Origin of the sequence: Scytonema hofmannii PCC 7110 (assembly GCF_000346485.2) — a bacterium.
Classification (GTDB): Bacteria; Cyanobacteriota; Cyanobacteriia; order Cyanobacteriales; family Nostocaceae; genus Scytonema; species Scytonema hofmannii.
Map to the genome: position 1 here is coordinate 4,385,098 of NZ_KQ976354.1, position 12,553 is coordinate 4,397,650.

The window sequence follows — 12,553 nt, forward strand, 5'->3', positions numbered from 1 at the left end:
TAGATAACTTTAAATTGATAGGGCTATTCTTATAAGAATTATTATGTTTTTCTGACATATTGACCTCTGTCATAAGAAAGCTTTTGCCCTACCTACTGACAAGTATTCTTTGTCCGACTCTTCCATATCCAACCTGGTTCGGGAGCGCTGAGTTCGATCCAACCACCTTCTTCTTTTCCAGTGACTGTCACTCTAGTACCTGCTTTAATGACCTTTCCTGTTCTTCTGCGCCCGGAAACAGAGCGTACATTTGATGCACGAGTGGTAATAAAACAGTTATTGAATTGATTCTGTTGGGAAATTTTGTCTGGAACTGTACTTTTCTGTGTATTTGTACCGCCTGCCTTTTGTGTTTCTTGAATTGTTTTCTCTTGTGTAGTTGAGGCCGATTTTTGTTGAGGAGGATTTGCAGAAATCACACTCAGCGCAACTAAAGCAATCACAGCACCTCCGCCAACAAGCAATTGTATTTGACGAGGAGATTTAATAGGAAAACCTTTGTGAGACGAGGAAGTGTTGGATGCGGGTAGATTGGCATCAGGTATTAGCACCGTACTTTGTGTACCTGGCACTTGAGAACTAGGAGTGGTTGGTAGTTGTGTCGTATCGGGAGTTTTTGTATTCTCTGCTGGATGATAGCAAGGTTTTGCCAATTCTTGTAGCGATCGCACCATTTTAGTTGCGGACGCGTATCCTTCTCGTAGATAGTTTTGCAGTACGTATTTAACAGCAACAGCGACAGCCGCTCGGGTGCGAGGATGGGTGAAGGAGGTGAGTGCTTCCAAAGTATCACTTGCAGATTCATAGCGATACTTGTAGTATTGGCGCACCATTTTTGTTAAAAGATCTGCTAATGGATCGCTGACTTGAGCATACTGCCGCCAAATAATCTCTCCGGTTTTAGCATCTGTAGCAAACTGTTTGGGGTTCAAGCCTGTCAAAGCTTGGATAGCGATCGCACCAAGCGCATAGATATCACTGTTGGGTCGAGGTCTTCCCTGTGCCTGTTCGCTTGGCATATAACCAGGAGTTCCTATAGGAATTGTCTCATTGTTGAGTTGATTTGGATTCATTAAGGAATACATCTGGATTTGCTTAACAGCACCAAAATCAACTAGCACCAGTTTATTGTCGGAGTGACGACGAATGAGATTCTGAGGTTTTATATCGCGATGGATGACTTCGTTATTATGAAGAAATTCTAGAATTGGCAGAACATCTTGCAGCAAATGAATGGTTTGACTTTCATCCCAACGCTGTCCCAATGGTAATTCCATTGCCAGCTGATGTCCCGCAATATACTCCTGTACGAGAAAAAATTCTTGCTGTTCTTCAAAGTAAGCCAACAGTCGCGGAATTTGGTCATGGTTGCCCAATTTTTCCAGAGTTTCGGCTTCTCTACGAAACAAGCGTCTTGCGATTTGCAAAAACTCAAGGTCATCAGTAGCAGGTTTGAGATGTTTAACGACGCATACAGGATTTCCAGGACGGCGAGTATCTTGTGCTGTGTACGTGTGACCAAATCCACCCATACCCAATAGCTCAACTACCAGGTAACGCTGGTCTAGTAATCTGCCAATCATCTAAAACCTTCCGGGAGTCTATACGGCTGTTTTTTTCAATACCATCAAAGCACGTAATCTTAATACTAGCATAGTACCCGTAGTAAAGAATATACCCAGTAACAAATTTCTGAGGCTGATACTCTTGCCATTTTCACTAACCAAAATACTTTCCAGTATCAAAGAAGGTAATAGTATTCCACTGAACAGCAAAAACCTATAAAGAAATATTTTTCTTTTGGCTAGAATAGTAATAATCGTCAAACAAATACCCAAAGGAATAAAAGTGATAGCGTAGTAAAAAAGTTGCTGATCTTTGGGCATTAACTCCAATAAATGGAAAGAAGAGAAATGACTTAATGTGTCAATGTAGACCTGAAGCATACCTTTAGAGTAAGTGAATACTATATGATGAGGATTAGTGTCTGTAAAAACATTGGAAACTCTCATCTTTAATTCTGACCCATTTTCTCCAGTAATAGAGGTTCTGAGTCGCAAGTCCAAAGCGGTTCCCTCCTGTCCCAAGGTGAAATTACGACGAAGAGTTCCGTTGGAAACTGAGATAATACGAGCTGGTCCAGTTTGACCTATGTTAGAACTGGTAACAGTTGTGCTGATAGTGAACTCAGAGGTTTCTCGAATTCTTTGATTTAAAGAAGTAACAGGAGTTTCTGTTTCCAACCAATGACCGGAACTTAAAAATACTCCTTGACCTTGCTGATTCTCTGATAACTGTTCCCACAAAAGTTTTTTCTCTAGTAACTTGGGACTTTTTGCAGTTTCTTCTAGCTGACAGCATCGATCGGTAAATTTGTAAGCAGCAAGTAAAGAATCTCCCAAGGTATTAAAATAGTTCTCATCAAAAAATACTTTTTCTACTTCGTTCTTTGAAATAGCTTTATCGGCAATATAAACTTTAGAAATATATCCTTGCCAAGGTCTAGTTCCTGTTTTTTCATTACCAAAGATTAACGGATAATTTAGATTCCACCCACTTAAACTTGTTGTCCCCAGCCAAAGAAACGAGATAGCAAATGTCAAGATTATATATCCGCAAAAAAACAAGGTTATTTTTTGTGTAGATCGTCCCAAAGTACTATTTTCTATGTTAGCGAAGACACTATTTAACTTTTGAGAATTACATAAATAAAAACATAGTAAACCGACTAATCCACTCATACTATTATTAAGTATATCGGCAGGAGTGGGTTCTCTAGACGGTAAAAATATCTGCCAAAGTTCAACTGTCAGAGATAAACCCAGACTCCCTAATAAAACTAGTAAAATATTTCCTATTAATGGTATTCTTATTTTTTGTAGATAACTGCTGAGACTGAACCCCAAAGGAATAAATAATAGAATGTTATTGACTTGGTCTATAAAATTGCTTGTACTTTCAAATTGACTAGAGATTTTTTGGATTGAAAAATTATTGGGTGAAGAAAAATTGAAGGGATAAAGTGTAGCTACTAGTATCACGAATATGCTACCAAAAATCATCAAAATATCTTTTGCAAAAATGCGTTTATCAAAAAGAGTACATTTTTGAAAATCTTTTTTGCCTTGTTTCATACGTTATCCTAATTTAATGTAGCGGGATCGCGAACTATCACCGAACATTTACTATTTCTTCAATTCTCTGCCTTCTCATTACGGAAATTAACTGACGTATTTTTACCTAGCTTGAAAAAGGGAGGGGGGAGTAGGGAGGGGCTGAGAATCATCAGTTTTAGGAGAATGCGCTAGCTATCTTGCTTTTACAGTTGTCGGATTGCCACAGACAGTGGCATAAAGATAAGAGTGAGGGGTTAAGCCCTCGCTCAGTCAGCCATGAAACAGCGATCGCGCTATAACTGGTAGTTGAGTAACTATTAAACAATTATATTAATCTCCGCACACCGGATGGATTTATAGAAGTCATGACAGAACTGAAACTGCGCCTGCAAGAAGGAACTTCTGAAAAAATGATAACGGTGCATCAAGATACATTTACAATAGGTCGATTACCCCAATGTGACCTTTGTATAGCGTCAGGAGGAGTTTCCCGTTTCCATGCACGATTGACGAAAACTCCTTCCGGTAAGTGGACTGTTGAAGATTTAGGCAGTAAAAATGGCACCCAATTAAACGAAAACCTTGTGAAATCTCCCGAACAGGTGCGTAGTGGCGATATTATTTGGTTGGGAGATGTAAGTCTAGTTGTTCTACTCACTCCGGTAGAACAGACAACGTTCAAGCCGGAAGTAGGAGCAACCGCTCAAGGAAGAACTATTCTTCGTAATGTTAAACAATTGCAAGAGCAATGGCTGCTAACGGATATCGACGACAGCGACATTGCCAATAAAGACAAAACCATTGCCCGCTTAAAAGACCTAGTAGACATAGCAAAGAATCTTTCTGCAGCAGCTTCCATACAAGAGATTTTCTCCCAAGTTCAGGAAGTTGTTTTTCGTTACCTTAATAGTATAGACCGTTTGGCACTCTTAATTGATGTCGGCGGGTGCGGTAAGCTAGAATTAATGAATGCGGCAACAAGAGATTTTTCCCAACCTGAGTATTTATTAACTGATGGTGATTGGATTAGTCGCAGTATCTGCCAAAAGGTGTTTGAGGAAAAAGTTGCTCTTCAAACTGCTGATGCTCAAAATGATGAACGATTTGCTGGAGAAAACAGTATTTTAGTGAAAGGTATTCGTAGCGCCATGGCAGTGCCTTTATGGGATGAGAATAAGGTTGTTGGCGTTCTCTACGCTGATGCCCATCTTTCATCACACCATTGGACACAAGAAGGTGAGGAAGAACTCAGGTTTTTTTCAGCTTTAGCAAATCTTGTTGCTTCTAGCGTACAGCGATGGTTGTTAGCTGAGAAACTTAAAAGCGAAGAGATGATTCGTCAAAAATTGGAACGGTATCATTCTCCATCTGTTGTCCAGCATCTGATATCTGTAGGAGTTCTACCTGGTGGTCGATTACCACCACAAGACAGTGAAATTAGTATTTTATTTGCGGATTTAGTAGGATTTACTGCGCTTTCAGAACGGTTATCGCCAACTAAGATTGCCGAATTACTGAATTATTTATTTGAAGAAATGCTACAAGAAGTGTTTGCCTTTGGCGGCACTTTGGATAAGTATATTGGTGATTGTATTATGGCATTTTTTGGTGCGCCCGAACCACAGCCAGATCATGCCAACCGCTCTGTGGCTGCTGCCATGGGAATGCTGACTCGTCTGGAAAATCTCAATACTCGAAATTTTTGGGAAGAACCACTTCAATTGCGGATAGCGATCAATAGTGGAAAAGCAGTAGTGGGGGATGTCGGTAGTTCTCAGAGAGTTGAATACACCGCATTAGGAGCAACTATTAATTTAGCAGCCCGAATGGAAGGAGTTTGCCCTCCTGGTGAATGTGTTCTCAGTGAAGCTACTTATAGTTTACTTTCAGACCCTTCTGATTTTCATGAAATGGGAGATTATCGCTTCAAAGGCATTAATCGATTGGTTAAAGTTTATCAGACCAAAATGCAGGCAAGGATGTGAATTCACTATATAAGCATAAATACATATTATTTATGTATGATTTGTTTCAAGTTTAATTGCAAAATTTTAATATAAGTAAAATGAGCATTCATTAAAAGACTAAAATTATTAAGTGAGACCGCAATTAAAATATTGTGACAATGCGGTGTTACCTCAAGTAACTTTTTAACGGGAGGTCAGGTTATGGCGATCGCCACCATTAATCCCGCAACAGGGGAATTGCTCAAAACTTTTGAGCCGTTAAACGATACCGAAATCGCTATAAAACTCGATTTGGCACAACAGGCTTTTGAGCAGTATCGAAAGACTGGTTTTCCAGAGCGAGCATCTTGGATGCAGAAAGCTGCTGATATTCTAGAGCAAGAAAAAGCAGAATATGCCAAGCTGATGACACTGGAGATGGGCAAGCCTTTGAAAGCAGCGATCGCAGAAGTAGAAAAATGTGCTGTTGTCTGTCGCTACTATGCCGAACACGCTTCCCAATTTCTTGGGGATGTGAGTGTTAAAACAGATGCCAGCCATAGTTTTGTCCGCTACCAACCATTAGGCATTATTCTTGCCGTCATGCCTTGGAATTTTCCCTTCTGGCAGGTCTTTCGATTCGCCGCACCTGCTTTGATGGCGGGAAATGTAGGATTGCTTAAACACGCTTCTAATGTTCCCCAGTGTGCGTTAGCTATAGAAGAAATTATACGACGAGCAGGTTTTCCCGAAGAAGTATTTCAAACCCTGTTGATCGGTGCTAGTAAGGTGTCTTCCTTAATGGCAGACGATCGCATCAAAGCCGCCACACTGACAGGAAGCGAACCCGCAGGAGCAAGTTTAGCAGCTGCATCAGGAACACAAATTAAAAAAACTGTTCTGGAATTAGGAGGTAGCGACCCTTTTATTGTTTTAGACAGTGCAGATCTAGAAGCAGCAGCAACCACAGCAACCACCGCACGAATGCTAAATAACGGGCAATCTTGTATTGCCGCCAAACGCTTTATAGTGGTTGAAACTGTCGCCGATAAGTTTGAAAAGTTGCTGCTAGAAAAATTCCAAGGCTTGAAAGTTGGCGACCCCATGGACCCAGAAACAGACTTGGGACCGCTAGCCACCCCCGATATTCTTAAGGATTTAGACCAGCAAGTGCATGCTTGTGTTAAGAATGGTGCAAAACTTCTCATAGGAGGGCATCCTGTATCAGATAGACCCGGTAATTACTATCCTGCAACGATTCTTACGGAGATTTCTCCAGAAAATCCAATGGCAAAGGAAGAATTTTTCGGTCCTGTAGCAATGCTATTTCGTGTTGCGGATATTGATGCCGCAATCAAACTAGCAAATTCCACACCCTTTGGCTTAGGAGCCAGTGCATGGACGACTAACGCCAAAGAACGCGATCGTCTTGCAGAGGAAATCGAAGCAGGTTCGGTATTTATCAACGGAATGGTAAAATCTGACCCTCGATTACCCTTTGGTGGAATTAAGCGTTCCGGATATGGCAGAGAACTGAGTATCCAAGGCATTCATGAGTTCGTCAATGTTAAAACTGTATGGGTTAAGTGATTTTGGATTTTGGATTTTGGATTTTGGATTTTGAATTGGGAAAAGTTAGTTGTTAGTTGTTAGTTGTTAGTTGTTAATCCACCAACCACTAACTACTAACCATCAACCACTAACCACCAACCACTAACCACTAACCACCAACCACTAACCACTAACCACTAACCACTAACTACTGAGGAAATTAAATGAACACGGCTGAACTACTGGTACAGTGCTTAGAAAATGAAGGTGTAGAATATGTTTTTGGACTTCCTGGAGAAGAAAACCTGCACGTTCTAGAAGCCTTGAAACACTCTTCAATTAAATTCATTACCACTCGTCACGAACAGGGTGCAGCTTTCATGGCAGATGTTTACGGACGTTTGACAGGAAAAGCTGGAGTGTGTCTTTCTACCCTCGGCCCTGGGGCAACAAATTTAATGACAGGAGTGGCAGATGCTAACCTTGATGGCGCACCATTGGTTGCTATCACCGGGCAAGTGGGAACAGATAGAATGCATATCGAATCCCATCAATACCTTGACTTGGTAGCAATGTTTGCCCCTGTTACAAAGTGGAACAAACAGATTGTCAGACCAAGCATCACGCCAGAACTTGTGCGAAAAGCCTTTAAGCGATCGCAAAGTGAAAAACCGGGCGCAGTACACATTGACTTGCCGGAAAATATAGCTGCCATGCCTGCAGACGGGAAACCATTGCAAAAAGATAAAATAGAAAAAACCTTTGCATCTTTTGCCAGTATTAGGGCAGCCGCAGCAGTAATTTCCCAAGCAGAGAATCCCATAATTTTAGTAGGAAATGGGGCTATTCGCGCTCAAGCTAGTGATGCCGTCACGCAGTTCGCCACCCAATTGAATATTCCCGTTGCCAATACATTCATGGGTAAAGGTATTATTCCTTACACCCATCCTCTAGCACTTTGGGCAGTAGGATTGCAACAGCGAGATTTCATCACCTGTGGTTTCTCCAATACTGACTTGGTAATTGCCATTGGCTACGATTTAATTGAATTCTCTCCGAAAAAATGGAACCCTGAAGGCAAGATTCCCATTGTTCATATTGCAACAACTCCTGCAGAAATTGATAGCAGTTATATTCCTAAAGTAGAAGTTGTAGGGGATGTTTCAGATTCACTTTTAGAGATATTAAAAGTTGCAGATAGGCAAGGCAAACCCAACCCCTATGCCATCAGCTTGCGAACAAATATTCGTGCTGATTACGAACAGTATGCCAATGATGATGCATTCCCCATCAAGCCACAAAAGCTCATTTACGATTTACGGCAAGTTATGGGACCAGAAGACATCGTCATTTCTGATGTAGGCGCACACAAAATGTGGATTGCCCGCCATTACCACTGCTACAGCCCCAATACCTGTATTATTTCCAATGGCTTTGCCGCAATGGGAATTGCCATTCCCGGTGCATTAGCAGCAAAACTCATCTATCCAGATCGCAAAGTTGTTGCAGCAACAGGAGATGGTGGTTTTATGATGAACTGCCAGGAATTAGAAACTGCTTTACGTGTCGGGACACCTTTTGTCACCCTAGTCTTTAACGATGGTGGCTATGGATTAATCGAGTGGAAGCAAGAAAACCACTTTGGTAAAGGACGTTCATCCTTTGTACATTTTGGCAATCCCGACTTTGTCAAATTTGCAGAAAGCATGGGACTAAAAGGCTACCGAGTTGAAACCGCTACAGATTTGGTTCCCATGCTCAAAGACGCCCTTAACCAAGACGTACCTGCTGTCATAGATTGTCGTGTAGACTATCGAGAAAACAGCCTCTTTTCCCAAAAAGCTGGTGAATTGAGTTGTTCTTTGTAAGGGTTAGTGGTTAACCAGTGACCAGTGACCAGTGACAACTAACCACTATCATTTCCCAAACTTTGCATCAATATCATCTGCAACTGAAGCACCGTGACGGGAGTTAATTTTGAGTGACTCCCCGTTTTTAGACAAGTCGTAGGTTAAAGGTTGTGTTGCAGAAATTCTTGCTTCTCCCTCCTGTGCTAGCGTCTGAGGAGGGTTTTTTGTGATGAAATCTTTCAAGGACTCTATTCTTATAGATGTGGGTGGAATAGTAGTCTCAAATCCCGGAGTTTTAGCAAGAATATTCAATGCTCGCAAACATCCTTCTGGCTCAAAACCCGCACGGATAGAGGTTAAATAGCCCATTCGATCCCCTTCTAATTCTTGCTCTTTGCTCTGTAATGCAAGGCGTTGGTCTAAATCTTCTGTCTTTTGAGCAACAATATCCTTTATGCGTTTCTCGGCTTGTTGTGCTCGATTTGTATTTCTTCTTTCTAGAACACCGTTCACTAAGTTACCAAGAAATCCGGGTAAGACATGGTTAGCGAGCGCACCTCCAACATAGTTCACTGTTGACTCTGTGGATGAAGTTTTTTTTATCCCCAAAACTTCCTGTTCGGTTTCCTCTTTAATTTTGACAAGCAATTCAGCCTTTTGAGTCTCACCAACAACTGTATGGCGTTTTACATGATGACCCATTTCGTGACCTACGAGACAAGCCAGGGCTGAGGAATCACTTACCAATTGGTTAAGAACACCGCTATGAACTGTTATTAGGTTCTCTTCGCTGGCAAAGCTATGGGTGTCATATTTTCGGACAATCTTGACTTGCCAAGGATGACTATCGATTTCATTAGCACGGGCAATGCGATCGACAATACGGTAAATAGCATACCAGTCAGAGGGCAGTTTTTCTCTTGCTTGTTGATAGACACCAGAAGCAGTGGAAGTTGGGGTATTTTCTACAGTTGCTTGTGCTAAAACAAGCAGGTTTGTGGGAAAAAAGAGCGAACAGAAAGAACAGATAGTTAAAAGTTTTGTTTTCCAAGCAAGCATAACAATCAACCTTAATGTCTTAGCGACATTTTTTTATAATAATTCTATGAGAACGTCATTGCGTAAATAATATTACAAACTTTTTTAGTTCTCCACCGAATTATTTCGTAAAATTCCCCAGGATGGTAAAAATATTTTGATTTTTAATAACTTTATCTAATTACGTATATTTGCTGAATTCCGTAAAATAATTTAACTACAATACTTTTCCAGTAAATACACAAAAGCATTTTCTTGTGGTACGGGCGTCCTCGCCCGTTCTAAATCAGGAGAGCGAGCATCTCCCCTGTTCCATAGGACGGGCTGCACCATCCTACAAGAAAAAGTTGGATATTTTTTAATTTGGAAGTCCTTAAGTAAGCGAGGCTTCGCCTAAAGTGAAGGCATTCCCAGACGGAGCCATCGGATCGAGAGTCAAGGCGTAAATAGAGATTGTTTTTCGTTTCTAAATTGGCAATTTTTATTTATTTATCTTTTTATTTGTTTACAAAAAGACCAGTAATCTATTTCAGTTTGTTACTATTTGCATATCCTAAAAGCCTATTCCTTTAGACTTATCTCCAATAGAAACTTTACGGGATATATACAAATGCAATCATTAAGTTTCATCTGTCACGATTCTGTAGTTGCCGTTTCCTTTGTAGCTTGTATTGTCGGGCTGCTATTACTGTGGGAACGCAAGCAAAATAACGATGAAGCAGAAGAAACAGAGAAAGTTTTGTTTAGAATGAGCTTTTCTTACTGGCTGGTTTACTGCGTTGCTTTTGCGATCGAGAAAGTCGTTTTACCTGATTGGGAAGCTGTACTGATGACTTTGAGAATCACAACAGCACTGTCATATTTCTTAACATTTTCTTGCGTTGTCTGTTTACCACTCCACAAACTGGCAATGCGTCATGTTCAGGAATAGTTATTGGTTAGTTGTGAGTTGTTAGTGGGACAACAAATAACCACTAACAACTAACGCATAATTATTTTCTCATTGCAACCGAAATCGCCTCTTCGAGTTGTTCTTTATCTAAGTTCGTTAGAATAAACACTTCTTGCACGGTTTTACCGTGACGTGTGATGACCTTAAAGCCACCTCTAATTGGTACAGATACCCGCAACTGTAAATGAGGGCAGTGACCTTTGACTCGCCCAATCTCCCCAGGTGTTACAGTTTGAATGCCATTCTGTTTGATCAGACGCTCTAGAATTGGGATGAGACCGCTGATATGGGTTGAGTGATTCCAGACAAGCCTGCCCTCAGTAGATTTAGTCATTGTTTTATTTTTACGCTGCTTCAAGAGGAGCCATTGTTAATCCAGCTCGACGCAGCTGTTGGTGATAAAGTTCAGCAGGTTCTTGCGGACCAACCCAAACAATGGCTTGACCTTCGTGATGCACTTGGTTAGTCAGTTCCCATGCGCGATCGCTAGTCATACCCGGAATATACTTCACCAAACAGTCGTGAACGTGCTGAAATGTATTAAAGTCATCATTCAAGACTATCACTTTATAATTTGGATATGGCTTGTAAGTGACTTGACTAGACCGTTCAGGAGCGATGGTTGGTACTGTTGCCGCTATTGAAAGTCTGGTAACCATAATTACCTTGTCCAAAAGCTTAACAAAACTACATTACGATTTACTAGTGTAATTCATTAAGCGAGCAGTATCTGTTTCTTAAAGGCAAAAAAATTGGTGGAGGATGAGGCAAGGCAGCTAATTTTCAATCACTTCATTAATTAATGCTCGCCTTTTGCGTAAATTTCTCAGGCTGCTCCGATAAATGATCGAGTCCAAATTATACTTGGATACTTGGAAGCACTTACACTTAGAGTGCGATCGTTGCCAATCACCCCCAATTAAAAATGAAACGAATCACAACAATCCTTGGAGCTACCCTAGCGATTTTTCTGTGCTTGAGCGAAGTTGCACAGGCGCGTACTATTACCAGCATCAGCCCACCCACCGGGCTTGGTCTTGGTGATGTCCTGTGTCCGCAGGTTCAAACTACTGTGGCGACTCCATACCCAAATAATGACAACAGCATAGCCCCAAGCCCGAATCAAATCGTCAAGTTTCCTGGGTTGTCTTGTACTCCCATAACCTTTAAAACGACAGACTCAGTTGATACTCCAGTATTCGTTGTACCGTCAGGAGGGACAACAGAGTATTTCTTCACTGAAACAGTTGTCAATAATACAAGCTCTTCTTGGGATAGTTTTACCTTTCAGATTGGATTTGGAGTGAATGATAATTTCGGATCGCCTGAGTTAATTCTTGTTCCACCTGGATTTGCAATTCCTAATTTCGACTTTAGCGTTTCGGGTGCTGACGAAAAGCCTACCTCTTCCAAATTTACGGAACTTAATCAGGATGGCTCTTTCAGTCTCAAGTGGTCTGGAGGTTCTGTGGCTCCGGGTGAATCTGTTGATTTCACGTTTTCAGTTGATATTCCCGACGATTTGGATGGCAAGAATTTATATCAGTCTTTTACGATTCGTCAAGTTCCGATTGCTCGGTCGGTTCCGGAACCCACTCCGACATCGGCTTTTTTAGGTTTACTGGTTGTTATGGGTGCGGGTTTTGCTTTCAAGCATAAACTTCTGTGAAAAATTACCATTAATTCCGCTTTTTTAAAGGTAGGATGGGCAACCTTTTAAAGGTAAGACGGGCAAGATGCCCATCCCACAAGGAATTTTCACGACTCTCTTCCCGCTTAAAGATTTATATTTAATGAACCGCAAAGACGCAAAGTGCGCGAAGAAAGAAGAGAAGAAGAGCGGTTCAATAATATGAGTAATTTTGTACCGGGAAGGGAGTTATTTATCGACTTTTGCTGATTGAACCTTTAACGCACTACGTCTGAAACTAAGATCTCGGTAGTCCTTTTTCCATCAGGGTAATCCAGACACGACGAGAATTTGGTGAAATTGGGTTATGATAAAGCTTCATTTCAATCCTATTTTTGACAAAGTCAGATCCACACATCAATATATTCCACATTACGAGCAATTGAAAGAGATACAAATTCATCTGCGTA

The 12,553-nt window shown here is 41.1% G+C and carries 11 protein-coding genes; 5 read left to right on the forward strand and 6 right to left on the reverse strand.

What is annotated here, in order from left to right:
* Positions 1–92: 92 nt before the first annotated feature.
* Together WA1_RS17995 and WA1_RS18000 are read right to left on the reverse strand one after the other, a co-directional pair.
* On the reverse strand, positions 93–1,583 hold the full coding sequence (locus WA1_RS17995; protein ID WP_017746331.1) for a serine/threonine-protein kinase: 1,491 nt from the start codon (positions 1,581–1,583) through the stop codon (positions 93–95).
* An 18-nt stretch (positions 1,584–1,601) separates the two neighbouring features.
* Complete coding sequence (locus WA1_RS18000; protein WP_017746332.1) at positions 1,602–3,134, reverse strand: VanZ family protein; 1,533 nt, start codon at positions 3,132–3,134, stop codon at positions 1,602–1,604.
* A 347-nt stretch (positions 3,135–3,481) separates the two neighbouring features.
* On the opposite strand from WA1_RS18000, the gene WA1_RS18005 reads away from it, so the two are divergent.
* From WA1_RS18005 to WA1_RS18015, 3 genes are all read left to right on the forward strand, one after another.
* Positions 3,482–5,101 (forward strand): adenylate/guanylate cyclase domain-containing protein, encoded by a 1,620-nt coding sequence (locus WA1_RS18005; protein WP_017746333.1) that lies wholly within the window; start codon positions 3,482–3,484, stop codon positions 5,099–5,101.
* A gap of 183 nt (positions 5,102–5,284) precedes the next feature.
* Positions 5,285–6,652, forward strand: coding sequence for an NAD-dependent succinate-semialdehyde dehydrogenase (locus WA1_RS18010; protein WP_017746334.1), 1,368 nt, complete (start codon positions 5,285–5,287; stop codon positions 6,650–6,652).
* A 185-nt stretch (positions 6,653–6,837) separates the two neighbouring features.
* Complete coding sequence (locus WA1_RS18015; protein WP_017746335.1) at positions 6,838–8,481, forward strand: acetolactate synthase large subunit; 1,644 nt, start codon at positions 6,838–6,840, stop codon at positions 8,479–8,481.
* 48 nt (positions 8,482–8,529) lie between these two features.
* Here the strand turns inward: WA1_RS18015 and WA1_RS18020 are convergent, their stop codons facing one another.
* Positions 8,530–9,522, reverse strand: a complete 993-nt coding sequence (locus tag WA1_RS18020) for a M48 family metalloprotease (protein ID WP_017746336.1) — start codon at positions 9,520–9,522, stop codon at positions 8,530–8,532.
* A 589-nt stretch (positions 9,523–10,111) separates the two neighbouring features.
* Here WA1_RS18020 and WA1_RS18025 point away from each other — a divergent pair.
* Entirely contained in the window at positions 10,112–10,432 is a 321-nt protein-coding gene (locus WA1_RS18025; protein WP_017746337.1) for a hypothetical protein, read from the forward strand.
* A gap of 61 nt (positions 10,433–10,493) precedes the next feature.
* Here WA1_RS18025 and WA1_RS18030 read toward each other — a convergent pair whose 3' ends face one another.
* Together WA1_RS18030 and clpS are read right to left on the reverse strand one after the other, a co-directional pair.
* Positions 10,494–10,787 (reverse strand): DUF2103 domain-containing protein, encoded by a 294-nt coding sequence (locus WA1_RS18030; RefSeq protein WP_017746338.1) that lies wholly within the window; start codon positions 10,785–10,787, stop codon positions 10,494–10,496.
* Positions 10,788–10,797: 10 nt separating this feature from the next.
* Positions 10,798–11,112: an ATP-dependent Clp protease adapter ClpS gene (gene clpS / locus WA1_RS18035; RefSeq protein WP_017746339.1), complete on the reverse strand. Its 315-nt coding sequence runs from the start codon at positions 11,110–11,112 to the stop codon at positions 10,798–10,800.
* A gap of 266 nt (positions 11,113–11,378) precedes the next feature.
* Between clpS and WA1_RS18040 the strand changes: the two genes are divergently transcribed.
* Positions 11,379–12,122 carry a hypothetical protein gene (locus WA1_RS18040; RefSeq protein ID WP_017746340.1) on the forward strand — a complete coding sequence of 248 codons (744 nt, stop codon included), beginning with the start codon at positions 11,379–11,381 and terminating at the stop codon, positions 12,120–12,122.
* Between the two features lie 259 nt (positions 12,123–12,381).
* Here the strand turns inward: WA1_RS18040 and WA1_RS61715 are convergent, their stop codons facing one another.
* Positions 12,382–12,546: a glutathione S-transferase N-terminal domain-containing protein gene (locus WA1_RS61715; RefSeq protein ID WP_419183590.1), complete on the reverse strand. Its 165-nt coding sequence runs from the start codon at positions 12,544–12,546 to the stop codon at positions 12,382–12,384.
* Positions 12,547–12,553 lie beyond the last annotated feature (7 nt).